Annotated in this window: 26 protein-coding genes; 16 read left to right on the top strand and 10 right to left on the bottom strand. The window is 48.6% G+C overall.

From position 1 onward, the window contains the following. Positions 1–8: 8 nt before the first annotated feature. Complete coding sequence (locus BZJ21_RS06905; RefSeq protein ID WP_021022014.1) at positions 9–287, top strand: hypothetical protein; 279 nt, start codon at positions 9–11, stop codon at positions 285–287. Between the two features lie 31 nt (positions 288–318). Here BZJ21_RS06905 and BZJ21_RS06900 read toward each other — a convergent pair whose 3' ends face one another. Together BZJ21_RS06900 and syd are read right to left on the bottom strand one after the other, a co-directional pair. After that, positions 319–1,098, bottom strand: coding sequence for a Zn-ribbon-containing protein (locus BZJ21_RS06900; protein ID WP_077459739.1), 780 nt, complete (start codon positions 1,096–1,098; stop codon positions 319–321). Continuing rightward, on the bottom strand, positions 1,095–1,643 hold the full coding sequence (gene syd, locus BZJ21_RS06895) for a SecY-interacting protein (protein WP_077669427.1): 549 nt from the start codon (positions 1,641–1,643) through the stop codon (positions 1,095–1,097). Before syd ends, BZJ21_RS06900 begins: the two co-directional genes overlap by 4 nt. 63 nt (positions 1,644–1,706) lie before the next feature. On the opposite strand from syd, the gene queF reads away from it, so the two are divergent. From queF to xni, 5 genes are all read left to right on the top strand, one after another. Next, positions 1,707–2,555 (top strand): NADPH-dependent 7-cyano-7-deazaguanine reductase QueF, encoded by an 849-nt coding sequence (queF, locus tag BZJ21_RS06890; RefSeq protein WP_021022017.1) that lies wholly within the window; start codon positions 1,707–1,709, stop codon positions 2,553–2,555. A gap of 58 nt (positions 2,556–2,613) precedes the next feature. Continuing rightward, on the top strand, positions 2,614–5,019 hold the full coding sequence (locus BZJ21_RS06885) for a tetratricopeptide repeat protein (protein ID WP_077669426.1): 2,406 nt from the start codon (positions 2,614–2,616) through the stop codon (positions 5,017–5,019). Positions 5,020–5,095: 76 nt separating this feature from the next. Beyond that, positions 5,096–6,655, top strand: coding sequence for a GGDEF domain-containing protein (locus BZJ21_RS06880; protein WP_077669425.1), 1,560 nt, complete (start codon positions 5,096–5,098; stop codon positions 6,653–6,655). A 120-nt stretch (positions 6,656–6,775) separates the two neighbouring features. Continuing rightward, complete coding sequence (gene ppnN, locus BZJ21_RS06875) at positions 6,776–8,137, top strand: nucleotide 5'-monophosphate nucleosidase PpnN (protein WP_077576812.1); 1,362 nt, start codon at positions 6,776–6,778, stop codon at positions 8,135–8,137. An 81-nt stretch (positions 8,138–8,218) separates the two neighbouring features. After that, positions 8,219–8,989 carry a flap endonuclease Xni gene (gene xni / locus BZJ21_RS06870; protein ID WP_077576811.1) on the top strand — a complete coding sequence of 257 codons (771 nt, stop codon included), beginning with the start codon at positions 8,219–8,221 and terminating at the stop codon, positions 8,987–8,989. Here xni and rlmM read toward each other — a convergent pair. From rlmM to BZJ21_RS06850, 4 genes are all read right to left on the bottom strand, one after another. Next, positions 8,986–10,071 (bottom strand): 23S rRNA (cytidine(2498)-2'-O)-methyltransferase RlmM, encoded by a 1,086-nt coding sequence (rlmM, locus tag BZJ21_RS06865; RefSeq protein ID WP_077669424.1) that lies wholly within the window; start codon positions 10,069–10,071, stop codon positions 8,986–8,988. The genes xni and rlmM overlap by 4 nt on opposite strands. Before the next feature lie 102 nt (positions 10,072–10,173). Continuing rightward, positions 10,174–10,572 (bottom strand): DUF423 domain-containing protein, encoded by a 399-nt coding sequence (locus BZJ21_RS06860; protein ID WP_077669423.1) that lies wholly within the window; start codon positions 10,570–10,572, stop codon positions 10,174–10,176. After that, positions 10,569–11,207 (bottom strand): alpha/beta family hydrolase, encoded by a 639-nt coding sequence (locus BZJ21_RS06855; protein ID WP_077669422.1) that lies wholly within the window; start codon positions 11,205–11,207, stop codon positions 10,569–10,571. Before BZJ21_RS06855 ends, BZJ21_RS06860 begins: the two co-directional genes overlap by 4 nt. Next, complete coding sequence (locus tag BZJ21_RS06850) at positions 11,204–12,109, bottom strand: transcriptional regulator GcvA (RefSeq protein WP_021022025.1); 906 nt, start codon at positions 12,107–12,109, stop codon at positions 11,204–11,206. Before BZJ21_RS06850 ends, BZJ21_RS06855 begins: the two co-directional genes overlap by 4 nt. A 355-nt stretch (positions 12,110–12,464) precedes the next feature. Here BZJ21_RS06850 and BZJ21_RS06845 point away from each other — a divergent pair, with 355 nt between their 5' ends. From BZJ21_RS06845 to phaC, 6 genes are all read left to right on the top strand, one after another. Beyond that, positions 12,465–13,676 carry an aminotransferase class V-fold PLP-dependent enzyme gene (locus BZJ21_RS06845; RefSeq protein ID WP_077460031.1) on the top strand — a complete coding sequence of 404 codons (1,212 nt, stop codon included), beginning with the start codon at positions 12,465–12,467 and terminating at the stop codon, positions 13,674–13,676. 22 nt (positions 13,677–13,698) lie between these two features. After that, positions 13,699–14,124 (top strand): SufE family protein, encoded by a 426-nt coding sequence (locus BZJ21_RS06840; RefSeq protein ID WP_077661063.1) that lies wholly within the window; start codon positions 13,699–13,701, stop codon positions 14,122–14,124. Positions 14,125–14,620: 496 nt separating this feature from the next. Further along, a complete protein-coding gene (locus BZJ21_RS06835; protein WP_077661064.1) occupies positions 14,621–15,361 on the top strand; it encodes an SDR family oxidoreductase in 741 nt (246 codons plus the stop codon). Between the two features lie 15 nt (positions 15,362–15,376). Then, a complete protein-coding gene (locus tag BZJ21_RS06830; protein ID WP_077669421.1) occupies positions 15,377–16,588 on the top strand; it encodes an acetyl-CoA C-acetyltransferase in 1,212 nt (403 codons plus the stop codon). Between the two features lie 57 nt (positions 16,589–16,645). After that, the gene (locus BZJ21_RS06825) at positions 16,646–16,993 is read left to right on the top strand and encodes a phasin family protein (protein ID WP_021022030.1); all 348 of its coding nucleotides are present in this window, start codon (positions 16,646–16,648) and stop codon (positions 16,991–16,993) included. Between the two features lie 79 nt (positions 16,994–17,072). Next, positions 17,073–18,896, top strand: a complete 1,824-nt coding sequence (phaC, locus tag BZJ21_RS06820) for a class I poly(R)-hydroxyalkanoic acid synthase (protein ID WP_077669420.1) — start codon at positions 17,073–17,075, stop codon at positions 18,894–18,896. Positions 18,897–18,950: 54 nt separating this feature from the next. Here phaC and tcdA read toward each other — a convergent pair whose 3' ends face one another. Together tcdA and BZJ21_RS06810 are read right to left on the bottom strand one after the other, a co-directional pair. Next, positions 18,951–19,760, bottom strand: coding sequence for a tRNA cyclic N6-threonylcarbamoyladenosine(37) synthase TcdA (gene tcdA / locus BZJ21_RS06815; RefSeq protein ID WP_077669419.1), 810 nt, complete (start codon positions 19,758–19,760; stop codon positions 18,951–18,953). Positions 19,761–19,793: 33 nt separating this feature from the next. Next, positions 19,794–20,714: a LysR family transcriptional regulator gene (locus tag BZJ21_RS06810; protein WP_158075510.1), complete on the bottom strand. Its 921-nt coding sequence runs from the start codon at positions 20,712–20,714 to the stop codon at positions 19,794–19,796. Positions 20,715–20,812: 98 nt separating this feature from the next. Here BZJ21_RS06810 and BZJ21_RS06805 point away from each other — a divergent pair, with 98 nt between their 5' ends. The 3 genes from BZJ21_RS06805 (at position 20,813) to BZJ21_RS06795 (ending at position 24,114) form a co-directional block, all read left to right on the top strand. Further along, entirely contained in the window at positions 20,813–22,141 is a 1,329-nt protein-coding gene (locus BZJ21_RS06805) for an aspartate aminotransferase family protein (RefSeq protein WP_077669417.1), read from the top strand. A gap of 48 nt (positions 22,142–22,189) precedes the next feature. Then, positions 22,190–22,999 (top strand): BKACE family enzyme, encoded by an 810-nt coding sequence (locus tag BZJ21_RS06800; protein ID WP_158075509.1) that lies wholly within the window; start codon positions 22,190–22,192, stop codon positions 22,997–22,999. 143 nt (positions 23,000–23,142) lie between these two features. After that, positions 23,143–24,114, top strand: a complete 972-nt coding sequence (locus BZJ21_RS06795) for a TAXI family TRAP transporter solute-binding subunit (RefSeq protein WP_021022036.1) — start codon at positions 23,143–23,145, stop codon at positions 24,112–24,114. A gap of 84 nt (positions 24,115–24,198) precedes the next feature. On the opposite strand, the gene mltA is transcribed toward BZJ21_RS06795, so the two are convergent. Then, positions 24,199–25,278 (bottom strand): murein transglycosylase A, encoded by a 1,080-nt coding sequence (gene mltA / locus BZJ21_RS06790; protein WP_021022037.1) that lies wholly within the window; start codon positions 25,276–25,278, stop codon positions 24,199–24,201. A 236-nt stretch (positions 25,279–25,514) separates the two neighbouring features. Between mltA and BZJ21_RS06785 the strand changes: the two genes are divergently transcribed. Further along, the gene (locus BZJ21_RS06785; protein WP_025744513.1) at positions 25,515–25,739 is read left to right on the top strand and encodes a hypothetical protein; all 225 of its coding nucleotides are present in this window, start codon (positions 25,515–25,517) and stop codon (positions 25,737–25,739) included. A gap of 100 nt (positions 25,740–25,839) precedes the next feature. On the opposite strand, the gene BZJ21_RS06780 is transcribed toward BZJ21_RS06785, so the two are convergent. Next, a complete protein-coding gene (locus BZJ21_RS06780) occupies positions 25,840–26,190 on the bottom strand; it encodes a DUF2850 domain-containing protein (protein ID WP_077459753.1) in 351 nt (116 codons plus the stop codon). Positions 26,191–26,311: the final 121 nt, after the last annotated feature.

Here is a 26,311-nt window from a genome sequence, read left to right as displayed (position 1 = left end):
GAGATGAAATGAGCTATCAAGCAGCATTAGAGCGAGCGTTAAAAGCGCTCGCCGCAAAAGGACAAAGCGCGACAGTGGCAAAGATAAAAGCTCAACTTGATACACAAGTCCCATTGCCGCTGATCATTCAGGCCGTCAAAAGTGCCAAAAAAAATCAGTCCCTGCCTGCCATGTCAGCCCCCGAGATCACCCTGTCTGATGCTGAGCGGATCGATCAACTTGAGCAACACATTACACAGCTAAGTGAGCGTTTGGCCCGGTTAGAAGCAACGTTGGACAATCAGTAATACAACAATCAGTAATACAACAATCAAGCAATCAAGTTAGTTTAAAGTCCCAAGACAGGTTTGAGACCAAACGGCAAGCCTCACACTTAAATAAGAAAATATCGTGCAGTGGCGTATCTAATCGCCACGCTGCGCCGCATTTCGGACAAGGGCGTGTTAACTCACTGTCCTTGTCTTTGCCACCGACGCGATATTGATAGTAATAAGTCGGGATCCCCGTTAGGTATTCAATCCGACCGCGCAAATCCCATCCCCGTTGAAATAGCCGAGTATGGGGGCTTTGTATCTCGTTAAGCCCAGCAAATTCGGCATCACTGGCGCCCGCCATTTGTAGTTCATCACAGGCCTGCCATTCCGTTTGCCATTTGACGACCGACTTATGATCACCATTAAAGGTGGCTGGTAAACGGTATAAAGGGATAGGTAGCAACGTATCCCCGCAGCGCAGCGGTGAGCACGTGTGCACAAAGGTTGTGTACAACACTTGCCAACTTGGTGACGCATTAGGCGCCGCTTGCTCCGAATTGAGATCGCGCCCCAAAAGGCGTACTTTTGGCTGGGTCAAACACGCATCAGCCAATTGTTGCAACGCGCGTTTGACTTGAGGACTATGATACTTAGGTTGTAACGCATCTTCATCTGGACACACCACACGGAGCTGAAATTGCCCGTCTTGCATGAGAATAGGAAATTCGCGTCCAAGCACCTGACCGTTATATCGCAGCGCGTCCATTAAACCATTAAGCTTACGATCGACGGCATCTACTGTGGTGTTATCGAAACACTCAAACGTCAGCTCTGTCAGGATCATATAGCATCAACCTCCAACGCCGTCACAAACGCTTCGGCATCTTTGGCTATCACGTCGCGAGTGCCAGTATTCAATCCTTCTTTCACCACTTCGCCGCTCATATTATCAATTGAAATGATCGTCATTTCGTCATCCGTGGTGGCAATGAAAACAGTCGGGGTCAATTTACGCTGACGTTGCATCATTAAATGCCCCAAAATATTTTCTTGTAAGCGTGCGAGATCGTCATCGCTCCAAACTTGCACCAAACAGATCGACTCCCCCGCAAACCGAACCGGTAAATCGGCGCAATAGAAGCCATTATAAAAATCTTTTATATCACTGTGTAAACGCAGCGATATTCCCTTCTCAACATTGGTAAAGTCCGCGGCGGTTTCACGCTTAACTGGCTGCCACTGTACTTGACGCGCATTGTTACTGACCATACAAGGCGATGAGAGCCCGATATACTCATCCGAGCACGGTAAACTCTGATATTGATGCTGCCATGCGGTAACATAATTCTGTGCTAGCGCCCAAAGGGCGCGATGTAATGTGTTCTCCATTCGCAACCTATAGCAAGATTCAGTAAACTTTACCCATTCTACTTGAATCAATAGCAGATCCGTATGAGCAATTATCAAGATGCCGATGCCCTAGCCAAACTATCGCTAGGTCAACACACTGATTACCCAACTGAATATGATCCGTCACAGCTGCGTGCGGTCCCGCGCGAATTAAACCGCCAAGCTATCGGCCTCGATCAGGCGTCGCTTCCTTTCACTGGCTATGATACCTGGACGCTCTATGAGCTATCCTGGTTAAACAAGAACGGTTTACCTCAAGTCGCGATCGGCGAGGTACGATTACCCGCATCCAGCCCAAACCTAGTGGAATCGAAATCGTTCAAGTTATACCTCAATAGTTTTAACCAAACCCGATTCGATAGCTGGCAGCAAGTGGCGAATGCACTGCAAACCGACCTTTCCGCTTGTGCCGGCGAAGCTGTGGATGTCACCTTATCGCCCCTCAGTGAACTAGAAGGGGAAGTGATTGCGGGACTATCAGGCGAGTGCTTGGATCATCAAGATATCAGTATTGATGACTATCGTTTCCAACCTGAATGGCTAGAAGACGCCGCGCAAGGTGCCATTGTGTCCGAAACCCTTCATAGTCATTTGCTCAAATCGAATTGCTTAATCACTCACCAGCCCGATTGGGGCTCAGTGAGAATTGCTTATAAGGGCAAGAAAATAAACCGTGAGAAATTGCTTCGTTACCTGGTTTCATTCCGCGAGCATAACGAATTTCACGAGCAGTGCGTTGAGCGCATTTTTATGGATATTATGCGCTTTTGTCAGCCTGAAAAATTGACCGTCTATGCCCGCTATACTCGCCGCGGCGGTTTAGACATAAACCCCTATCGTACCAATATGGGCAAAACCCCGAGTGAAAATAACCGGTTAGCACGACAATAACAAAACGGGGCTGCTTATCGGCAGCCTTTCTTTCATTTTTATACATAGAGGATGGCGCATGCGCATCAGCCCACTACTTGTAGGCCTGCTTTTTTGGTTGACGTCGATGGCGGCGTTCGCTTCTATCCACTCCTCGCCCGTTTTGACCGATGCCGAAAAATTATTGGATACATCCCCCATCCAATCCTTAGAAATCAGCAACCGATTCCTGGCCCAACGACGATTAACGACAGGGGCTAATCGTTCACACGTCAACAATGACACCGATCGATCGATTCGGACGCCGTTGCACACGGTTTATGCGTATTTAATTAGCGCCCGTGCTTATGCTCATTTGGAGCAGCCACTTGATTCCAAAGCCGCGCTCCAAAAAGCGTATCAGGTCGTTGAAGAGTACGATTTAAAACATACTCACGTGCAAGTCGTTCTGACTGAAGCGACGCTTATTTGGCACTTAGACCATGATGAACAAGGCGCACTGGCAAAGTTAGATGCAGTACAAACGGCGATGAGTACCTTGCCGGAAAATAGTCTCAATGGGCCAGAGCTTCGCTTTCGTAGTGCCTTACTACGCGCCAACATACTGGCTGAAACATCAGATAACGAATCGGCATTAGTGGCGTATGAAAATGCACGCAGCCAGCTGAGTAATGATCCACAAGATCTTCGCGACAAAGTCGAGTTTCAACTGTCATTTGGACGTTTTTTGCTGGCACAAGAACAGCATGAAAGTGCCTTAACTGAACTGCTAAGCGCTTTTTGGATCGCCAGTGAAAATGAATATACCGCATTGATCGCGAACGCCAATATGGAACTTGCTCGACTTTATTTTCAACAAGGTGTACTCGAGCAAGCACTCGAGCATGCGAATCAAGCCGCGGCATTTTTCGAACACTTCTCACTCAGCCGACGACTCTCAGCGTCTCAGCGCTTATTAGCTACCTTATACGAGCAGCAATCTCGGTATAATTTTGCACTCGTGCATTATTTTAATGCGCTCGAAGTTGAGCAGTCTCTTGGCCGAACTCAACCGCTCGCCGATATACACTTAGCCATCGCCCGCACCTACTTTGAGCTAAAACACTTTCCTCTCAGTGATCGCTATATTCAGGATGCATTGCGACTCGTGGGGAGTTTGCCAAACTCGCCACTGACAACTCAGGCCATGCTGTTACAAGGCCGAATACATTTAGCGCTTGAGCAACCCAAACAAGCAGAAAAGGAAATCAAGACCGCGCTTGAGCGCGCCGAGGCTGAAAACGATATCACCACCATGACCCACGCCTATCAGGCATTATCAAACGCTTTCGAAGCGCAGGAACGATATCAAGTTGCACTCGCTATGCAGCGAGAATATGAGCAATTACGAGCAACACAGGCTCAATCAAAGCAACAGCAACAAGCAGATACCTTTAAGCAACAGCAGCGTGTGGTTGAACGCCAGTTACAAATGGATGAATTACAGCGTCAGCTCGATACGGCGCATCAAGAGCAGTTGCACCTACAAAAAGTCAATTACTTTCTATTGGGCAGCCTGGGTGTCCTAATTGCCATTGTCTATCTACGCCACCGCGCCGCAGTGTTACGCCAAACCGAACTCGAGCAGTTACGTGATGACTTCTACACTCACCCTCGCACTGGGCTGAGAAACTTACGTATGCTTAATGCCAAATTGCCGCGTTCGCTTGAAAAAAGTAATGCCAATTTTGAGCAATGGTACCTCAACGACATGATTCACCAACCGCTCAGTGATCGGCTACGCTTCGCCATGTTCGACGTGGTTTTTCTCAAAGAATTGTTTTTGTTGCATGGTTACCAACGTGCTCAAGACATAGAACGCCAGCTCGGTGAGTATCTGTCTGAACGTGTGACACAATCTGGGCGTCTGTACCATTTTGCTGACACCCTGTTTATCTATATAGAGACAAACTGGGACGAAAACACCAAACCTGAAGCACTCGCACAATTTGTACAAACATTGATAGAGGATTTTGTCACCCAATACCAAAATACCGTCCACGAAGCGCCCGCTAAGGACGCTACTGTCGACACATCAGATCAATTACTTGATGACCACACATCCATTGATGCTGCTCCTCAACATCTAGCGCGTTTAACGCCACACGTCGCCATTGGCTTAGCAGAGTATCCCTTTTTGCCACGCGCATATACCTCGATCAACGATCAGGAGCTGATAGAGATCTTGCTCACCGCCACACATCAAGCAAGCGCACTGGCTCAACAAAGTGAAGAAAGTCATTGGGTCCACTTTAGTGCGATTAATACGGCGCCGGCGGCGAGTTTCGTCAATACCAACCTTCGCCAAGCCTGTCTAAAAGGGATTGAGTCTGGGCTAGTAAAGGTTAAAACATCATCAAATGGCCTCATGGACTGGCAGAAGGATCACGAATCTGATAAAAAGCGAACATCTTTTATTGATGACGATAGCAATAAATCGGTATAGCTAACGTCCATGGGTGGTGCATTCTCACTACCTGTGATGCTGAATCGCGAATGTAATTAGGTGTTTTTTCGACCAAATGACTAAGTCAACTCCATCACCGTTGTCGGCACAGACCGCTCAGGCGGATCATCATCATGCGCCTTCAGCATATCGAGAGCTGGCTTTGAAGTCGCGTCGAGAGATCCATACGCTCAAACGCTTAGCATCGCGATTGATTGCGACATGCACAGGCAAAAACACCGCGGTAGATCAAAAACTAACCGACTTCCGTGACATATTATACTCAGCGCAGGATGTTAGCGCGTTGCTTCCGCGTTTAGCTGTTATTGAACGCATGGTGAGTCATCAAGACATGACACAAAAAAAAGCACAGTCCCATCTCGAAGAGCAGTTTCATACCAGTGGTGAAACGCTACAACGTGTTATCGGCCTGCCTGCTCAACTCAAGCGAGATTTACGCGAGTTGCTAGCAAAATCGGCGAACAGTGATACTGAAAGAACGCAGCATTTGATCCGACTACTTCAGCTCTACGAGCGGGCTGTGACCTTGCAAGCCACACGCCCTCGCGCTCAACACGCGCAAATAGAGCTCGATAAAGACCAAATTCGTCGCGTCGCAGATGAGCTACAAAACCTGATTACCGAGCTCGATATTGATGGTCAAGCTGGCAGTCAGTTGCTTGATATTCGTCGCCAATTATTGACCGATGTCGCGCCAGCGACTGTCGTCTCACTCACTCTGTCCGCCCTTCGGCTGATTTTAGATGCCACGCAAGCCGAGCGTCAGGCATCACAACAATTTCTCGCCCAAGTGAATGATGATCTGGTTGCAATCAGTCAGCAAAATACGCGCGCTTTTGATCACGCCACGCAATTGCGGGTGGCACATCAAAGCGTTGATCAGCGCCTAGATCACACCATTACTGACATTGAAAAAGAACTTGGCCTAAAAGGCACGCCAGAGTCCAATCCTGAGGCCGCACTAACACGTGCACTCGACGCGCTGAACGCCATAGCAAAAGAGAACGAGGCCCTCAAAACGCGAGAGCGCGCACTCGAAGAGCAACTGAGCCACAATCAAACCCAGTTGAGTACACTGGCTGAACACACGATGGATCAACGCCGTCATGTTGGCGACCAAGAACGCAAGCGTTTACTGGATCCACTGACCCGTGTTTACAATCGCGCCGCGCTCAATGATCGCCTCGAACATGAGTTCCGTTTGTGGAAGAAGTACCAACGACCGTTTTGCCTCGCGGTGATTGACATTGATCACTTCAAGCAAGTTAACCAACAGTTTGGGTATGAAGTCGGTGATAAAGCCTTGAAAATCGTCGCGCGTACAATTTATCAATGCTTGCGCGACACCGATTTTATAGCTCGGTTTGGTGGTGAAGAGTTTGTGATCTTATTGCCCGATGCCAACGATGATACTCGCACAGAAATCCTAGCCACTATCAGCCATACCATCCGCAAGCTGCCGTTAAAATTCAAGAACGAACGCGTCGCGATCACCGTATCGATTGGTGCTACCCTCTTTAGCGATCAAGATACGCCAACCCCCGTTCTAGAACGAGCAGACCAAGCGTTGTATCAAGCCAAAAACAGTGGCCGCAACCAAATTATTTGGTGTTAATTATTACTGGTCAATTGTGGCTGGCGTGTGTATTTTTAATTAACACACTGATTTTTATAGCACCGTGCTATCTTCCCTACTTGGCTTTTCAAGAGGGGCGGTCCGTAAGAGGTTGTCGTTATGATCACACACATTAGCCCCATAGGAACGATGGATCTGCTTTCTCAAATTGAGGTTGATCGTTTAAAAACCAGCGCCAGCAGTGATTTATACCGTTTATACCGAAACTGCTCATTGGCTGTTTTAAATTCTGGTAGTCATACAGATAGCTCCAAAGCGCTGCTAGAAAAGCATGAAAACTTCGAAATCCGAGTGCTTCGTCGAGAGCGTGGGATCAAACTCGAGTTGGTTAATCCGCCTGAGCATGCCTTCGTCGATGGTAAAATCATTCGTGGCATTCAAGAGCACATGTTTTCTGTGCTAAGAGATATCATTCATGTCAATGTGCAGCTCGAGCACAGCCCGGCGCTAAACCTAGACAGCTCGCCACATATTACCAATTTGATATTCGGTATCTTACGCAACGCCAAAGCACTGCGTCCCCATGTCGATCCTAACCTGGTTGTATGCTGGGGCGGTCACTCCATCAATGATATCGAATACCAATACACCCGCGAAGTGGGCCATGAGTTAGGGCTGAGAGAGCTGGATATCTGCACCGGTTGCGGGCCAGGTGCGATGGAAGGGCCTATGAAAGGCGCGGCCATCGGTCATGCGAAACAACGTACTTATGACAGCCGTTTTATCGGCCTGACTGAGCCATCTATTATTGCCGCCGAGCCGCCCAATCCAATGGTGAACGAATTAGTGATCATGCCTGATATCGAGAAGCGTTTAGAAGCGTTTGTTCGTATCGCCCACGGTATCATTATTTTTCCTGGTGGCGCCGGTACCGCCGAGGAGTTACTTTATATTCTCGGGATCATGATGCACCCCGATAATCACGCGCAGCCACTGCCGATCGTACTCACTGGGCCCAAAGAGAGCGAGGCCTATTTTCGTGATATTGATAATTTTATTCGTGATGTACTCGGTGAAGCAGCCACACAATACTACGAAATTGTGATTGATGATCCGGCCAAAGCCGCGCGTTTGATGAAAAATGCCATGCCCGCCGTCAAAGAGCACCGCAAAGCAACGGGTGACGCCTACTCGTATAACTGGTCATTAAAAATTGAGTCCGGCTTTCAGCATCCCTTCGCGCCCACGCATGAAAATATGGCAAACCTCAACTTACACATGAATCAACGCCCAGAGCTTCTCGCGTCTTCACTGCGCCAGGCTTTTTCAGGCATCGTTGCAGGTAACGTCAAAGATGAGGGGATGCGTAATATTGAACGCCATGGCCCATTTAAAATTGATGGCGACAAGTATTTGATGGCCAAAATGGATAAACTTTTGCAAAGTTTCGTTGAACAACAACGCATGAAGCTACCTGGCACTGCGTATGTGCCTTGCTATGAAATTGTTTCCGAGACTTAGGCACGACTTTTAACGCCCTGCGTCCTAAACAAAAACCGGGTATAATGCGGCATTTATAAAACGCACCCCCCGGTTTTTATTATGTCTAGGCTCCATGTTGTTATTATTGATGCGATGAATCTTATTCGCCGAGTCCACGCTGCCCAGCCGGATCAAGAATCGATCGATGCGACTGCTCAATCCTGCATCAAAACCTTGGATAAAATCATCAATCATAGCCAGCCTAGCCATATTGTTGCCGTGTTTGATCATATTGGCCCTGATCGAGGTTGGCGGGCCGAGATACTTCCCACCTATAAACAAAACCGTAAGCCCATGCCTGTGGCACTAGAACAAGGCTTAGACACGATCCAAGAAGCATTTTGGCAAAGAGGGGTCGATGCGTTACTGTCACAAGGCGATGAAGCCGACGACATGATTGCTACCTTGGCATTAAAAGTGGCAGCGCGTCATGAGCACGTCACGATTGTTTCTACCGATAAAGGCTACTGCCAGCTATTACAACCCACGTTAAGCATTCGTGATTACTTCCAACACCGGTGGCTCGATTTAGCGTTTGTTGACGCTCAGTTCGGTGTGCGTCCTGAGCAGCTGTGCGATTTTTGGGGGCTGGCCGGGATCAGCAGTAGCGAAGTGAGCGGCGTCCCCGGTATTGGTGCAAAAACGGCGGCAACGCTGCTTGAGCGGTACGAGACGCTTGACGCTATTTTCGCCGCGAGCGATGTCGAACAAAAATGGCAAAAAAAGCTCGCTGGGCACCAGGATTTAGCCCAACGTTGTAAAAAGGTAGCCCAATTAAAAACGGATATCCCACTCGGTTTTAACCTGCAAGATATCCGCTTTGAACGTTAGCCGCCACGTTGCTGGCGTTTCACACGGCGCAAGTGCACGGTGATTTCTTCACGATCGTGATAAAGGTGTTTCGCGCGCATTTCATACGGCACATTGTAGTCAGCCAAAAATGCACCTAGGGTTTGCAAGTTTTCTGACACCTGCTCATAACGTCGGCTCATCGGCAGTTTCAAGTTAAAAATAGCCTCTTGGGCCCAACCTTCAATTAACCACTCTCCCATCAACCGCGCCACTCGCGATGGTTTTTCAATCATGTCGCACACTAACCAGGTCACATTCTTGCGCGTCGGCTCAAATTTAAACCCATCTTCGGCATGATGAAACACTTGTCCTGTCTCCATCAGGCTTTCAGCCATAGCCCCATTATCCACCGCATGGACAAACATCGAGCGTTTTACCAATTGATAGGTCCAGCCCCCGGGGCATGCACCTAAATCGACCGCCCACATGCCAGGCGCTAAACGCGTATCCCACTCATCCTTGGGTATAAAATGATGAAAGGCCTCTTCCAGTTTTAATGTCGAACGGCTTGGCGCATCAGACGGAAATTTCATCCGTGGTAGGCCCATATAATGAGGTGAGTTATTGGTCGTCAGCGAGTAGCCCACCAAGCAAGTGCCCGGTGCGGTAAAGCATAAGTGAATCACCGGTTTTTTGGGGTTATCTTTGGCTAACATGACGCCTTGTTTGCGCAAGGCTTGGCGTAGTGGCACGGTAAACTTACGGCAAAACTTCAATAAGGCTTTAGCCTCATCGTTATCCGGTGTCTCCACCCGTAGATCGCCACCTTTAGGCAGATCGCTCGCTACCGCCAAAATCGGGGAAATACGATCATCAGGGTCAAGATTCGACAAGGCGGCGGTCACAGCAATCATTTGGCGCGCAAAGATCAGCGAGTCCAACGATAAATCACGCACAACGCGCTCAGCGTCATCTTCTTGGTAGCACTCAAACACAACATACGCGCTGTTATTTATCACGCGCGGAAACCCATACACGCCCATTTCGGTGGTTTTTTGTTGGATTTCTGCGGCGCAGTCTTTTTCAAATCCTGCACGGCAGTAAAGCAAAACCTGGTTCATAACACCCTCTGGTTCGACGATAGGATCACGCTATGTGATGATAAAAATAAGCTGCGCATTATATCTGTCATCTCGACAAGAAAGAAATGCAGATAGCCGCTTTTAACGCGATGGATAAGAGAGAGAAACGTTTGTACGCCATGCGCCCACAGCGAGCCCTCCCCAGCCGATTAAAAAGCTCACGCCGCCAACTGGTGTTACCGGTCCTAGCCAATGCATCTCCGTGAGAGCAAGCAGGTATAAGCTACCGCTAAAGCCGATCATACCAACTAACCAAGCCCAAGCGACCCAGCTGAATAACCGCGTGGAGATCCGTGAAGAAAGTGCACACAGTCCAAGCAAGGCTAAACTATGCCACATCTGATAGTTAACGCCGGTTTTAAAAATAGCTAATTGATAATCGGACAAAACCATTTTCAAACCATGTGCTGCAAAGGCACCTAGCCCGACAGCCAGTCCTGCCCCTAAAGCAGCTAGGCTGATCCAGTGGTTTAATTTCATGCTTTCGCTCCTTGGCGCTCAATAAAACGCAGTAGACAGTCGACCGCAAACTGCCGATTGTCCGACTCAGTGTAACCTGACGCTTTGCGCGGCTTGAAACTATGATCGCCATCAGGAACGAACTCAATATCAATACTTGATGAGTATGAATACCCCATCACTTCTTCTTTCCGACCAAAGGTATCACGCTCCCCTTGCACAATGAGCAACGGTTTGGTCACGGTCGCTAAATGCTCGCCTTTATATTTTTCAGGCTTGCCTGGAGGGTGAAAAGGAAAGCCAAAGCACACCACCCCGCTGACTGATGAATGGCCGGTAAGGTGGCTGGCCATACGTCCTCCCATCGATTTACCGGCAAGCCATAAACGACTTTCTTTTGGGCGTAAACTATCGATGGCATCAATCACAGCTTCAAAGTGTGCAAGTAGCTTAGGTGCACGGTCTGGCGGACGCTTTTTGCCATCTTCCTGACGCTTTTCCATATAGGGAAAATTAAACCGCACCACACGGCAACCGACTCCGATGCGTGTCGCGATATCCGTCATAAACTCATGCTCTTTGCCGGCGCCTGCACCATGAGCAATAATCACCCACTCGGTGGCACTGTCAGGCCCATCAAATTCTAGATCTATCATAAATTCATACTCGCTTGCTCTTTTGCTGCAGTGGCTAGCATCCATTCTCGAAACGCAGTAATGCGCCCGGTGTCAGCGTCTCTTTGTTGACTCACCAGATAAAAACCATTGTCACTTTTTAACACCTGCTCAAAAGGTTGCACCAAACGTCCAGAGGCCAGTTCAGGTTGGGAAAGCACATTATTCCCTAATGCAACGCCCTGTCCATGAGCTGCTGCCTGAAGCACCATCGACGAATGACTAAAAATAGGACCGTGCTCAACGTTCACTTCACTCAATTGATGGGCTTTTGCGAACGCCTTCCATTCTTTGCGTGAGCGATCATGCAACAAAACATGATGGACGAGATCGTCTGGCGCTTGGAGCGGATAACCGGACTCTAGCAACATGGGAGAACAAACAGGCAACAAGCACTCTTGGTACAATAGGTCACAGCGTAAACCCGTCCAATGGCCTCGGCCATAATAAATGGCTACGTCGACATCATCGGTTAATGACCCATCCTCCAAATCAACCGCTTTTATCCGAACATCGATATCTGGATGCGCTTTATTAAAATCAGCGAGCCTCGGCACCAACCATTGAATCGCGAAACTGGGTGGCAAACTAATGGTCAGCGCCCCTTTGGCACTTCGCTCTAACACTTTATCAGTGGCATAAGAAAGTTCCGAGAATATATCTTTAATATCAAGAAAGTAGCTTTGACCTTCTTCCGTCAACAACAGCGAGCGGTTACGACGACGAAATAGCTTTAATCCCAAAAATTCTTCTAACGCTTTGATTTGATGACTCACCGCCGCCTGAGTCACAAAGAGCTCTTCAGCTGCACGGGTAAAACTCAAATGTCGTGCGGCTGCTTCAAAAACGCGCAGCGCGTTAAGTGGAGGAAGACGCCTTGCCATAAACGGACACCCTATTCATTAATTTTTCTAATCGTTGACATTATAAATTGTCGATTGCTGATATACCAGCAACACCCTATAGTGCATCCCGCATCCACATGTGACGTCTCTCTATTTAGACTGTTTCCGTGGTTGCGATGTTGTGTTTGCATTTGTCTAACACTGGTTAGACAGGTAGTCGTATCTACCACTTTTAACTTCCTGTATTTTGACATTGTCTGTCATTACATATTTGTTGGCACTGAGCTTGGCTCAGTGCTTTTTTTTGTCCGTTTTTTATCTTAAACACGTATCACGCTTGAGTTACACCAGTGAGATGGCGATCATAGGCAAGATTTTACTTTGGACGATGACTATGACAGACGGTTTTGATCCCTACGCATTGCGTGCCCAGTTTCCCGCTTTTAATGCCTCAGACTGGGTGTATTTGGACAGTGCGGCTACGGCACAAAAACCACAGTGTGTGATTGATGCCATTTGCCAAAGCTACATGGCACCGGTTGCGAATGTTCATCGCGGCCAACACCAAGCCTCGTTATCCACCACTGCGCAGTTTGAACAAGCGCGACGTGAGGTTGCGGCGTTTATTGATGCAAACCCTAGTGAGATAATTTGGACGCGAGGGGCAACGGAAGCTATCAACTTACTTGCCTATAGCCTCAGCCACACTTTGACCGCCAACGACTGTATCCTCGTCAGCGAAATGGAGCATCATGCTAATTTGCTTCCCTGGCAACTGATCGCGCAGCGTACAGGCGCGCAACTGGTAAAGATCCCCTGTTGTGTCAGCACGGGCCAGTTAGATATGGACGCTTATCAACAAGCACTCACGACCCGTCCCCGTATCGTGGCGATAAGTCATGTCAGTAACGTGACCGGAACACGCCACCCGATAGAAGCAATGACCGCACTCGCGCATCGTCATGGTGCAACGGTGATCATTGATGGTGCACAAGGGATCGTTCACGAGCCCCTCAGTATGCAAACCTTGAATGCTGACTTCTATGTGTTTTCCGGACATAAGTTGTATGGACCAACCGGTATTGGCGTGCTCTATGGAAAACCAGAAGCATTGGCTACTCTCGCGCCATTTCACGGTGGTGGCAAAATGATTACTGACGTCACATTTGATGATCACACATTAGCACCGATTCCCGCTCGTTTTGAAGCAGGCACGCCCAATACAGCGGGGGCGATTGGCCTTGCTGCCGCCATTCAATGGCTAAAACAATATGACGCTCAAGCCATCGATACCCATATTAGTGACTGTTATCAATCGCTACTCGACGGCTTGAAACAACGCCCAGCCATCAAGCTAATCTGCCCCCAACCACACAGCACCATAGTGTCATTCGTGGTAGAAGGAGAACACCACGCAGATATTGCTGAGCTGCTCAGCCAACAAAACGTGGCAGTACGGTCTGGGCACCACTGCGCGCACCCGCTGATCAAAGCGCTGGGCGTGGAGGGAACCGTACGTGTATCACTCGGTGCCTATAATCATCAGGAAGACATTCAACGCTTCCTCACAGCGTTAGATAAAACATTATATTTACTCGGTGTTTAATCGTTTCATAACAGGATCTACCATGGATTTACCTACTCACCCCTTTGGCAGTGAACTCGACCAAAAAATGGTTACCGAGATGCTTGCACAACACATCAGCTGGGAGGACAAATACCGCCAGCTTATCGTGTGGGGTAAACGCTTGCCTACGTTTACCGATGAACAGAAGCATGCTGCGCGCCTTGTCAGTGGATGCGAAAGTGATGTTTGGTTTTTACATCACTCGGATGACGAAAGGCATTACTTTGCTGCAGATTCAAATGCAAGAATCGTTAAAGGTCTATTAGCCGTTGTGCTCGCTTGTGTTCATGGTCAACACAGTGATGCCATTTACGCTCTCGATTTAGATCAAGTCTTCCAACAAGCCGGATTATCGCACCATTTAAGTGAGTCACGCACCAATGGTTTGCATGCGATTGTGCAATATGTTCATCACCTTACCGCTTAATTTGTGTTGGACGCCGTGGTTCATCGTCACGGCATTCTAACCTTATCCCCCCTAAAACATCGCGCCACCACTGCCCACATATGCCGACAACCCGACTATTCACCATCGAAATGCACAGAAGAGTGCAATCGATTTCTTCCAGATCATTCAGTCTCGCCAACGGAAAACAAAGACAAACATGAAAATAACAACTTATTAACAAAGTATTGCATTATTACCTATCAAAATTGACCGAAATCGCGAATGTGTAATCCGAGGCTTTTATACTTTGCGTATTTGGCTAGATTCGTTAGCTTAGAAGCAGGCAGTCATAAAAGGGTCACACCAACAAGTTAGACTGCCTAATAATATCGGCAGCATGATTATTAACTATTGGCATAACTCTTGCTGCCGTTATGAGACAAGAAAGGATGACTGTAATTCTGGTTTAAAGTGGTTCCAGATGCGGCTTCAGGCATCTCGTTATATTTGCTTGTTGTAGTGAATGGAGTCATAGATGAAGAAACTGGCATTAGTAACTGGCGCAAAAGGCGGCATTGGATCAGCGATCACCGAAAAATTAGTTGATGATAATTATCGCGTCATTGCAACACACTTCACGGGCGGTGGTCAGTGCGCACAAGACTGGTTTGAAGAAAAAGGGTTCAAACAAGATCAAGTGCGCCTATTCGAACTTGATGTTACCGATACAGAACAATGCGCTACACGTATTGCTAAACTGCTTGAAGAAGAAGGCACAATCGATGTCCTAGTGAATAACGCCGGGATCACGCGTGACAGTGTATTCAAAAAGATGGATGCCGATAAATGGCACGACGTCATCAACACCAACCTCAATAGCCTCTTTAACGTCACTCAACCTTTGTTCGCTGCCATGTGCGAAAAGGGAGGTGGACGTGTCATTAATATCTCGTCTGTAAATGGTCAAAAAGGCCAGTTTGGCCAAGCAAATTATGCCGCAGCGAAAGCAGGGATGATGGGCTTTAGCAAATCGTTAGCTGCCGAAGGAGCCCGTGCAGGCGTCACCGTGAATGTGGTTGCGCCAGGGTATACCGCGACGCCTATGGTAACGGCCATGCGCGAAGACGTACTTGAGTCGATTACCAATCAAATCCCGATGAAACGCTTGGCAAAGCCAGAAGAAATTGCGGCTTCCGTGGCTTACCTCGCGAGCGAGGCAGGCGCATACATTACGGGTGAAACGCTGTCGGTCAACGGCGGCCTGTACATGCAATAAATCAAGGATAGATTGATGGAACGCATTTTTATTGTGGCGGCAAAACGCACCGCCATCGGTGCTTTTTCAGGCACGCTCAAAGATATCCCTACCGGCCAATTGGCTGCCTATGCTATCAAAGGCGCATTAGCTGAAGGTCGATTAACTGGTGAGGCTATCGACGAAGTGATTGTAGGCAATGTAGTCAGCGCCGGACAAGGAATGGGAATAGGTCGTCAAGCAGCTATCTATGCCGATATCCCTACTCATGTTCCCGCATACTCTGTCAATATGGTCTGCGGCAGTGGGATGAAAAGCATTATGGATGCTGTTACTCATATTCGCGCTGGTGATGCACAACTTGTGGTCGCTGCTGGCGTAGAAAACATGTCACAGATTCCGTTTGCAGCGGCCGGGAACTTACGAACAGGGCAAAAGATGGGCAACTTTGCGATGAAAGACTTGCTCATCAATGACGGTCTCTCCGATGTGTATAACCAATATCATATGGGCGTCACCGCAGAAAACGTTGCTAAAAAAATGGATATCACTCGCGAGCAACAAGATCAGTTTGCCCTACACAGCCAGCAAAAAGCGGTTGCAGCGATAGAAGCCGGTCGCTTTAAAAGCGAGATCACTCCCATTGAGATTAAGCAGCGTAAGCAGACCATTACCTTTGACACCGATGAGTATCCTAAAGAAGACGTAACCCTTGAAGGGCTGGGAAAATTACGTCCCGCCTTTGATAAAGAAGGCTCGGTGACCGCGGGGAATGCATCAGGCATCAACGATGGTGCGAGTGCGGTGATCTTAGCCTCCGAATCGGCAGTCAATAAACATGGGCTCACCCCATTAGCAGAAGTAAGTGCCTATTCACAGCACGGAGTTGATCCTAGCGTCATGGGGTTAGGCCCCGTGGGTGCGGTGAACACCGCACTCGATAAAGCCAACCACACTCTCGATAACATTGATTTGTTTGAACTCAACGAGGCATTTGCTGCGCAAGCACTCGGGGTGGTTCACCAACTAGCTGAGCACCACAAGACGACGCCCGATGCCATCTTGGCACGTGCTAACGTCAATGGCGGAGCAATTGCACTTGGCCACCCGCTTGGTGCATCCGGCAACCGAATTGTTGTGACCTTGCTACACGAGCTTGCGCGAAGAGGCGAAACCTATGGCGTTGCTTCTTTGTGTATTGGCGGCGGTATGGGTACGGCTTTAGTAATTAAGCGTACACAAGCATAAACGGACACTTGCGACCTTGGGGAAAATCCCCAGAACAACACTATCAGGAGATACACCATGTACACAGATATGTTTAAAGCGTTTTCTGAGCAATCTGAAAAAGCCCTGGCTCCCTACGTTAATTTTAACAAGCTGGTAGCCAAAAACGTCGAAACACTCACCGAATTGCAAATGAACGCGATGCGCACATACAGCTCGCTCGGTCTTGAGCAGATGAAAGCTGCCAGCGAAGTCAAAGATGTCACCAGCATGACATCATTTAGTAGCCAGCAACTGGCAGCATTGACCAAACTGTCTCAGCAAATGATGGATGACAGCACCAAACTGCAAAACATCGCTAAAGAGTTCAAAGAAGATATCGACAAAATCACGGCTGAAAACATGAAAGCCGGCACCCCAGCATAAAGGCAGGGTTACTGCACTATCGCCTGCTACTCACCGTAGCAGGCATTTATAGTGCTTTTCCGATCAAGAGGGCAACATTATGTTTCATCACTTCTTTTCGGACTACCTTGCCAGGCTGCAAGAACAAAACCAGCAATGGTGGCAGGATCTTGAGCAGGGCAAGGCAGCCGTAGACACACCGTTTAATCAAGCCATGCAGGAAGTCAGCCTGCAAGACACTGCTCAATTGCTGGAAGGCGCGGCTCAACAACCCGCTGCACTTCTACAAGTACAGATGCAGTGGTGGGAACAACAAATGCAAATCTGGCAGAACGCCATGCTCGCCCGTGATAACACGGACGAAGTGATCAGCGAAGGTAGCGACGATAAACGTTTCAAGGACAAGGCGTGGCAAGAAGATGTCCTCTATAACTTTATCAAGCAATCGTATCTGTTATTTGGACGTACCTACATGGAAACCATTGAGGCCATCGAAGGACTTGATGATAAAACCCGTGAGCGTCTCTCTTTTTTCTCTCGCCAAGCCATTAATGCCATGGCCCCCAGCAACTACATCGCGACCAACCCAGAGTTGTTAAAAATGACGCTGGAATCAAAAGGTGAGAACTTGCTGCGTGGCATGGAGCAGTTAAAGCAAGACATGGAGTCAAGCGCCGACATCCTAAAAGTACGCATGACCAATAATAACGCTTTCCGCGTTGGCGATGACGTTGCTAACACCCCAGGAGACGTGGTGTATAAAAATGACCTGTTTGAGCTTATTCAATACCGCCCGGTCACCGAAAACGTCCATGCCACACCTGTGTTAGTGGTGCCGCCTTTTATCAATAAATATTACATTCTCGATTTGCGCGAGAAAAACTCACTGGTTCGTTGGTTAGTAGAACAGGGACACACCGTCTTCTTGATGTCATGGCGCAATCCATCTGCTGGGCAGGCTGATATTGGCTTTGAAGACTATGTCACGCAAGGGACAGTAAAAGCCGTCAGTGCGATTGAAGACATCACCGGCCAATCACAGATTAATGGTGTCGGCTATTGTATTGGCGGAACCGTATTAGCGTGCACCATTGCCTACTACTCTGCCAAACGTATGAAAGCGCGTATTAAGTCGGCAAGTTTCTTTACTACCTTACTCGATTTCTCACAGCCTGGTGAAATTGGCGCTTACATCAATGATAGTCTCATCCGAGCCATAGAAGCGCAGAATACTGCTCGCGGTTATATGGATGGGCGATCGCTGAGTGTGACCTTTAGCTTGTTGCGGGAAAATAGTCTTTATTGGAACTACTACATTGAGAACTATCTGAAAGGGAATAGCCCAGTCGACTTTGATTTGCTGTATTGGAACAGTGACAGTACCAACGTGGCAGCTAAAACCCATAATTTTATCCTGCGCGATTTATACCACGAAAATAAGCTGGTGCAAGATAAGGGCGTTAAAGTCGGTGGTGTATGGATTGATCTCAATAAAATCAAAGTTCCCAGTTATTTTATTTCCACTAAAGAAGACCATATTGCTCTGTGGCAAGGCACGTACCGTGGTGCGCTCAATGTCGGTGGCAATAAAACCTTCGTATTAGGTGAGTCCGGCCATATTGCAGGGATTGTTAATCACCCAGTGAAGAAAAAATATGGCTTTTGGACCAATGACCACCTCGCAGATACGGCAGAGGAGTGGCTGGAAGGCGCGTCTCACCAGACTGGATCATGGTGGACACATTGGGAAAAATGGTTACGAAGTTATAGTCCCGACGAACAAGTTGAGCCCTACCCTACGGGATCAGACAACTACCCTGTACTTTATGCCGCACCAGGTGAATATGTACGCCAGGTACTGCCGGTTAAATCGGACGTTGAGCCTAAATCAGCCGAATCTGAACCGGTAAAAGAAGAGGCTTAATCAACCGTCCCACGAAAAATGGCGCCCCGACAGATCAGGCTGGGGCGTCACTTTCTAATCTTCGCGACGCTGATCAGCGGCGATTAGTTTTTGTAAAACACGTGAGACCGCGACAAACCCAAAGCTTGCTGTCACCATGGTTGCGGCGCCAAACCCACTGGCACAATCCATCCGTTTCGGGCCTTCTGCCGATGACTTACTCTCACACACACTACCATCCGGCTGCGGATATTTGAGCTGCTCGGTGGAGTAAACACAGTCAATCCCGAACTTGCGTCCTTTCGTCTTGGTAAAACCATAAAAGCGACGCAAATTATTGCGTAGCTTGGCCGCCAAGGGGTCTTGAATGGTTTTAGTGAGATCCGCCACCTGGATTTGCGTCGGGTCAATCTGCCCACCCGCGCCCCCGACGGTAATAACTTTGATTTTGTGCCGCTTGCAGTGAGCCAATAATGCGGTTTTGGGCTTAATGCTATCGATCGCATCAAGCACATAATCAAAGCGCTTATCGATATACTCAGCAATATTATCCGGTGAGATAAAATCATCAATCACAGTGACTCGGCATTCCGGGTTAATCGCTGCCACGCGTTCAGCCATTACCTCACTTTTGCTTTGGCCGATAGTCGCTTTCAGCGCGTGAATTTGTCGGTTGGTGTTGGTGACACACACATCATCCATATCAATCAGTGTGATCGCCCCAATCCCTGTGCGAGCCAGCGATTCCACTGCCCACGATCCCACGCCACCAATACCGATGACACAAATATGGCTTTGGTGAAACACCTCTAGCGCACGGCGTCCATACAAACGAGCCGTACCGCCAAAACGTTGCAGATAGGATTCTGATAGGGGATGTGTCATAACTATTGTCTTCGTTGATCGCGCTGACAGGCGTTATACCGACTTGCTGATAGGATGTCTAGCCACATCCACCTTGAGGGCGTCACACAGCCAGTTGATCACGTGCATGACAGCGGGTGAACGCTGCTTGTACCGCGCGCTATAAAGGTAGTAGCCATAGCCGCTGTCTATACTTAACCCCAAGGGATTTACAATCTGATCGTTTGACAGGGCGGCTGAGGCCATAAAGGTGGGGATCAATGCCATGCCCATACCCTGTTTCACGCCTTCAAGCGCCATAAAAAAGTGCTCAAAGCCTGCGCCATATTGCGGATTACTGTCAGCCAGCCCAAATTGTTGCCAAAACTGCTCCCACAGTGAAGGGCGCGTCAAATGAGATAAAACCGGCACCTCCGATAACAACGCGGTCCGATCCAAAGGCTCTGGTAGCAAAGTCACTGATGCGACAAGCGATAAGTGTTCGTGAATTAAACAGGCTCCTTGCGCGCCTGCCTGCTGATGAGGCTGACAGCGGATTAAAATATCCAGTTCACTTTCTTTCCCTTGAGGCACATAGTCACTGGCACTGACCACCACAGAAATATCAGGATGCTGCGATTTAAATTCAGGCAGCTGAGGAATCAACCAAAGGCTGGCAAACGAAGGCGGTACCAATAAGCTGACAGACTCTTGCCTTGCACTTTGCTGGCGCGCTTGCGCTGTGGCATTGGCGATATCATTGACGCTGGCCGATATCATAGTTAAATAAGGCTCTCCGACTCGGTTGAGTCTTACTCCCCCAGCATGTCGCTCAAAGAGTGGTTGACCAATTCCTTCTTCGAGCTGCTGTATTTGCTTGCTCACCGTACTTTGGCTGACATGCAATACCTTCGCGGCTTCTGAAAAACTTCCTGTTTGAGCCACCGCAATCAATGTTTGAAGCGAACGCATCGACGGCAAACGCACATTCATCATCTCATTCCTTTTTTGCATACCTGGTGAAAATATATCCTTTGCGGTTTAAAACACAAGTTCACCATACTGAGTTATCACGCTTGCATTGAGGTCCTCGTATGAGTCATGTCTTTCACCGTCACTGTCATCATCTTCCCCCTACCATTGCCAGTGGTAATGGGATGTACTTAATCGACACTCAAGGTAACGAGTATCTCGATGCATGCGGAGGCGCAGCCGTCTCTTGCCTTGGGCACAACCACCTTGCCGTATTAGACGCTATCCACCGTCAGCTTGATGCGATTCCCTATGCGCATACCGGCTTTTTTACCTCAGAAAGCAGTGAAGCGCTCGCCAAGATGTTGGCCGACCTTGCGCCTCCCTCGATAAATCACGCTTATTTAGTCAGTGGTGGATCGGAAGCGATGGAAACCGCGCTAAAACTCGCTCGCCAGTACTGGGTGGAAGTCGGTGAACCCCAACGACAACATTTTATCGCACGCCGCCAAAGCTACCATGGTAATACTCTCGGGGCGCTGTCCGTGGGTGGCAACGCATGGCGACGCGCTCCCTTTGCCCCGTTGTTGATGGATACCAGTTTGATTGCCCCTTGTTACGCCTATCGCGATCAACGTCCCGATGAGACCGCTTACGAGTATGGTCAGCGGGTGGCCAACGAGCTTGAAGCCATGCTGTTAGAAAAAGGGCCGGAAACCGTCATTGGGTTTATCGCAGAACCTGTGGTGGGGGCGACAGCCGGTGCATTGACCGCGGAAGCGGGATACTTTTCTCGTATTCGCGCAATTTGCGATCAGTATAATATTTTGCTGATCCTCGATGAAGTCATGTGCGGCACGGGACGCACCGGTCGCTTTTTCGCTTTTGAACATGAAGGCATCGTGCCGGATATTGTCGCCATCGCTAAAGGACTGGCTGCTGGTTATCAGCCCATTGGCGCCACCTTGGTCTCGGATCGTCTCTATGAAGCAATTGCATCTGGGTCAGGCTTTTTCCAACATGGCCACACCTTCATGGCTCACCCAACGGCATGTGCCGCTGCCTTAGCAACACTCACCACACTTGAGCAAGAAGGATTAGTTGACGCCGCCGAGCAGCAAGGAAAGGCGCTTAAATCGGCGTTACACCATCAGTTTGATTCTCACCCTTTTGTCGGCGACATTCGCGGACGTGGGCTATTTTTAGCGTTGGAGCTGGTGGCAGACAAAACCAGCAAGCGTCCCTTTTCGCCTGAACTTACGCTCCATCAAACGATAAAAAAAACCGCCATGCATAACGGACTCATGTGTTATCCCATGGGCGGTACTATTGATGGTAGGCAGGGGCATCACATCTTACTCGCACCGCCGTATATTATTGAATCAACTCATATCGCGGCCATCACCGACAAGCTAGCACTGACATTAGAGATGTGCTTGCCTCACCAATAACGACAGATTCAAAAGCGAGGGAAAAGAATGCGAGACGCAAGGACGATCATGGTTGCCCCCAATGGTGCGTACTTACAGCCCGTGCACCATCCGCGTGTGCCTATCACCGGCGAACAGCTTATTCACTGCCTGCACGAATGCGCCGAGGCAGGCGCAACCATGGCCCACATCCACGCCCGCGATCAACAGGGAGCCCATAGCCTTGATCCCGCGCTAAACCAAGCGCTATATCAGCAAGTAATAGATGCCGTCGGCGATCGCATGGTGATTCAACTCACCACCGAAGCCGTAGGCCGCTATTCCCCCCAGCAACAAATGGCGCTGATTAAAGCCGTCAAACCCGAAGCCGCTTCCTTTGCGCTACGAGAGCTTATCCCTGATCATCAGCCTCCAAGCAAAGCGGTAACAGATTTTTTTGCTTGGACGGTTGAAGCTCGGATCTATAGTCAGTTTATTCTCTATCACCCCAGAGAGCTGGCACGCTACTACACGCTGCGCGAACAAGGTATTTTACCCTCACGAGGTCATCACTTGCTTTTTGTTGCAGGGCGAGATCGGACTCCACCCCGAGGTATGTCCGAAGATGTCGTCGCCATGTATCATGCGCTTCACGCCGATGGCACTATTCCTTGGTCTGTCTGCGCATTTGGATGTCATGAAAGTCGCTGTTTAACCACAGCCGCGACACTGGGCGGTGACGTTCGAATCGGCTTTGAAAACAACACCCAACACATCGATCAAAGCCAGGCACACGATAACGCATCACAGATCACAAATTTGCGCAACACACTGGAAAACCTGGGATATTGTACTAAACCTGTACAAGCACTAAGACAAACCATGACCCAATCGTTTTAACCCAATACTATTGCTTGCAAATATTGTTAAAAGATTGAAAAAATAGCGCGGTGACACTTTTTTGTCATATTTACATCGAGTGTCATACCATCTTCGAGGGTGCGCCCGGATAGCAACCTCTAACTTAAAAAGGAATCTTAAGCATGAAAGCGATGAAACCGACTCTGATTGCGCTCAGCTTTTCCGCTGCACTAGGAACCGCAGCAACAGCTCAAGCCAATCAGTTTGTAACCATTGGTACTGGCGGTGTGACGGGTGTTTATTACCCGACGGGCGGTGCAATTTGTCGTCTGGTTAACAAAAGTAAAGATGACCACGGCATTCGCTGCTCTGTAGAGAGTACAGGCGGTTCTATCTACAACATCAATACCATTCGTGCTGGCGAGCTCGATATGGGGATCGCACAATCCGACTGGCAATATCATGCCTACAAAGGCACCAGCAAGTTTGAAGATCAAGGCGAATTTAAAGATCTGCGCGCGGTTTTCTCTATCCACCCAGAACCTTTTACCGTGGTCGCTCGTGCTGATGCAAACGTAAAAACCTTTGATGACCTCGAAGGCAAGCGCGTTAACATTGGTAACCCAGGGTCAGGTCAGCGTGGCACCATCGAAGTATTGATGGATCAAATGGGTTGGGACATGGATAAGTTCGGCCAAATTTCCGAGCTGAAAGCGTCTGAGCAATCAAAAGCCCTCTGTGACAATAAAATTGACGCCATGGTTTATGCCGTAGGCCACCCGAGTGGTGCGATCCAAGAGGCAACGACTGCGTGTGATAGCGTATTGGTTGAAGTCGCTAACGATGCGGCTAAACAGTTGATCAGCGAGCGCGATTATTATCGTCAAGCGATATTGCCAGGTGGTATGTACCGGGGTAACGATAATGATGTGACGACCTTTGGTGTGGGTGCTACGTTTGTATCCTCAAGCCAAGTCTCTGAAGACGTCATTTACAACGTCGTGAAAGCGGTGTTTGAGAACTTCGATGATTTCCGTCGCTTACATCCAGCGTTTGCCAACTTGAAGAAAGAAGAAATGGTAAAAGATGGTCTGTCTGCTCCCCTGCACCCAGGCGCAGCACGCTACTATCGTGAAGCGGGTTTGATTGAGTAATCATACTTCGTTGGCTTAAATGCAAAAGCGAGCGTCAAACGCTCGCTTTTTTATTGCTTCAAGGATGAGCCTTAATCTTAGCCGTTAGGGCTGATTCACCATTTGTGGCGCTAACGGTTCCAGTTTCCAAACCCGACCAAAGTGTTTGTAATGACCGGCTTGCTCGCCTGCTTTATTACCCATGCCATGGTATAAATCCAGGTGATTTTCTTTCACTGCCCCACCGGTATCCAACGCCATTAAAAGCTTGAGCACATGCTCTCCCGTCCATTTACCCTGGTCATCAAGCTGTGGCACTTCAGCAAGTAACACACTCCCCATAGGTAAGTAACGTCGATCCGCCGCCACAGAGGCGCCCGCTTTTAACGGGATCCCCGCCGTCCCACTGACAGGATCCGCCGCTTTGGGCGTAAAGAACACATACGACGGGTTGTGTTCCAGTAAGGTCCGAACCTCTTCTTCATCGTGCGCCGCGACCCAATCTTGAATCGCCCGTAACGACATATCCTCTCTGGCTACCTCACCATTTTCAATTAATACCTTACCAATACTGACGTACGGATGACCGTTTTTACCGCCGTAGGCAAAATACTCGAGCTGATCATTGTCACCAAAATGGACAAAACCACTGCCCTGCACTTCCATAATAAAGTTATCGATGCGAGATGCGCTGTAACCCAACGCCAACCCTAACCCTTCTAAAGCACCGTCATAAATCGCTTGACGATCAGGGCAGTCTTCATCACAAGGCGGTTTGGCATAAACTGGATAACGGAATAAGGCATCGGGTTGATGGCGCATTTCAATCACGGGTGAGAAATAACCGGTAAACATCACGTTACCGAAATCATCGCCACCGCCCATTTGGTTGACACTCAGGCCAAACTCAGCGAGCGTGTCTACATTGCCTCCTGCGTCCAGCCATGCCTGCAAGCGCTGGTATACCGCTTGATGCTTGACCACTAACGAGGGAGATTTTGCTTCTACTTCTGCAAGCTGCTCCTGAAATAAACTAAAGTCGCGCGGACTTTCCGACACCACCTGAGATACTGGGGTTAAAATACGTTCAAACCGCCCATCTCGATACTGCTGACCACGATCAGTCGGCCGTACACACCCTGCGAGTACCGCCACACACGCCATCACGACTAACGCTTTTTTCACACCATCATCCAATCAGTTAGTTTGTAGCGCTAAGGCTCGCAAAAAGCGATGAATTTGGCAATCACTTATCATTATCAGACTGTAAATGCCTGCAAAGTAATACAGTTCAATTGTGATATCATTCAGATTATCCTAGTAACTGCTTGGTCATTCATTAAACTGTCATATAATTGTTATGTACTATGCATGAAACAAAAATGCATAGAAAATGCAACAAAAAAGGAGTAATGATTACCATGGACTTGAAAGTTGGGCGTTCGACGTTACTTGATAGCGATGCGGTGGAATATCAATGGATCCGCATGATGGCCAGTGAAGGTTGTACCCATAATGTGATCAATACCAGTATTCAGCGTTGCCTAGGTGGCGACTCGGAAACTGCCGATCTTTTACGCCGAGTAGCCACCAAGCAATGCTCGGTCAACGAGTTATTGTCGACAATAGAGTCTGTGAAATATTAATCACGATCTGAGCACTCTGCATCCTTGTGCCTACTCGGAGAGTTTCTAGGCGCCCCTACTTGTGCCGTCATAACCTAATAACTCCATTGGATGCCAACATCTAGTCGTCTTTCGCAAAAAAAGACGTGTAATGCGCGGGCGATAAGCGTTCTAAGGTACTTTTGTTTTCGACACGATACACGTACGTTTGCGTACCAATCGAATAACTTAGCTTATCACCATCAAACTGATAACTCGTCGTAACCCGGCTGCCATTGGTATAGATACCGTCTTTGCGGACTTCAAAACGATCAGCTGCATAGGGCGCGACCTCTGTTTCAACCCATTCGCCATACAAATCGGTTTGCGTCACGTCAGGCGCAAAAATTGCAGGCTGGGTCGCCACTAAAAATCCCGTTCCACCAAATAATATAAATAGAACTAATAGAACCACTTGTTTCGTTTTTCGCACGCGCTTACCCCTCAGTGCTTTTTATTCCAGCATAACTGACTCATCACTTTACTTTAGACGCTGAACGCCAGATTGTGATCTCGCTTCATCGGCCAACATCGAGTATGGGAGCTAATTCTTA

It is taken from the genome of Salinivibrio costicola subsp. alcaliphilus, from assembly GCF_001996185.1.
Taxonomy (GTDB): domain Bacteria; phylum Pseudomonadota; class Gammaproteobacteria; order Enterobacterales; family Vibrionaceae; genus Salinivibrio; species Salinivibrio costicola.
This window is presented reverse-complemented; position numbering and strand designations above follow the sequence as displayed.

Coding starts and splice junctions, on each gene's coding strand:
- BZJ21_RS06785 (WP_025744513.1), top strand. CDS start 25,515: ATGGACTTGAAAGTTGGGCGTTCGACGTTACTTGATAGCGATGCGGTG.
- tcdA (WP_077669419.1), bottom strand. CDS start 19,760: ATGACACATCCCCTATCAGAATCCTATCTGCAACGTTTTGGCGGTACG.
- BZJ21_RS06885 (WP_077669426.1), top strand. CDS start 2,614: ATGCGCATCAGCCCACTACTTGTAGGCCTGCTTTTTTGGTTGACGTCG.
- BZJ21_RS06880 (WP_077669425.1), top strand. CDS start 5,096: ATGACTAAGTCAACTCCATCACCGTTGTCGGCACAGACCGCTCAGGCG.
- BZJ21_RS06905 (WP_021022014.1), top strand. CDS start 9: ATGAGCTATCAAGCAGCATTAGAGCGAGCGTTAAAAGCGCTCGCCGCA.
- BZJ21_RS06810 (WP_158075510.1), bottom strand. CDS start 20,714: ATGATGAATGTGCGTTTGCCGTCGATGCGTTCGCTTCAAACATTGATT.
- BZJ21_RS06860 (WP_077669423.1), bottom strand. CDS start 10,572: ATGAAATTAAACCACTGGATCAGCCTAGCTGCTTTAGGGGCAGGACTG.
- BZJ21_RS06855 (WP_077669422.1), bottom strand. CDS start 11,207: ATGATAGATCTAGAATTTGATGGGCCTGACAGTGCCACCGAGTGGGTG.
- ppnN (WP_077576812.1), top strand. CDS start 6,776: ATGATCACACACATTAGCCCCATAGGAACGATGGATCTGCTTTCTCAA.
- BZJ21_RS06825 (WP_021022030.1), top strand. CDS start 16,646: ATGTACACAGATATGTTTAAAGCGTTTTCTGAGCAATCTGAAAAAGCC.
- BZJ21_RS06830 (WP_077669421.1), top strand. CDS start 15,377: ATGGAACGCATTTTTATTGTGGCGGCAAAACGCACCGCCATCGGTGCT.
- BZJ21_RS06845 (WP_077460031.1), top strand. CDS start 12,465: ATGACAGACGGTTTTGATCCCTACGCATTGCGTGCCCAGTTTCCCGCT.
- phaC (WP_077669420.1), top strand. CDS start 17,073: ATGTTTCATCACTTCTTTTCGGACTACCTTGCCAGGCTGCAAGAACAA.
- BZJ21_RS06850 (WP_021022025.1), bottom strand. CDS start 12,109: ATGGCAAGGCGTCTTCCTCCACTTAACGCGCTGCGCGTTTTTGAAGCA.
- BZJ21_RS06840 (WP_077661063.1), top strand. CDS start 13,699: ATGGATTTACCTACTCACCCCTTTGGCAGTGAACTCGACCAAAAAATG.
- BZJ21_RS06800 (WP_158075509.1), top strand. CDS start 22,190: ATGGTTGCCCCCAATGGTGCGTACTTACAGCCCGTGCACCATCCGCGT.
- rlmM (WP_077669424.1), bottom strand. CDS start 10,071: ATGAACCAGGTTTTGCTTTACTGCCGTGCAGGATTTGAAAAAGACTGC.
- BZJ21_RS06795 (WP_021022036.1), top strand. CDS start 23,143: ATGAAAGCGATGAAACCGACTCTGATTGCGCTCAGCTTTTCCGCTGCA.
- xni (WP_077576811.1), top strand. CDS start 8,219: ATGTCTAGGCTCCATGTTGTTATTATTGATGCGATGAATCTTATTCGC.
- BZJ21_RS06900 (WP_077459739.1), bottom strand. CDS start 1,098: ATGATCCTGACAGAGCTGACGTTTGAGTGTTTCGATAACACCACAGTA.
- syd (WP_077669427.1), bottom strand. CDS start 1,643: ATGGAGAACACATTACATCGCGCCCTTTGGGCGCTAGCACAGAATTAT.
- BZJ21_RS06835 (WP_077661064.1), top strand. CDS start 14,621: ATGAAGAAACTGGCATTAGTAACTGGCGCAAAAGGCGGCATTGGATCA.
- queF (WP_021022017.1), top strand. CDS start 1,707: ATGAGCAATTATCAAGATGCCGATGCCCTAGCCAAACTATCGCTAGGT.
- BZJ21_RS06805 (WP_077669417.1), top strand. CDS start 20,813: ATGAGTCATGTCTTTCACCGTCACTGTCATCATCTTCCCCCTACCATT.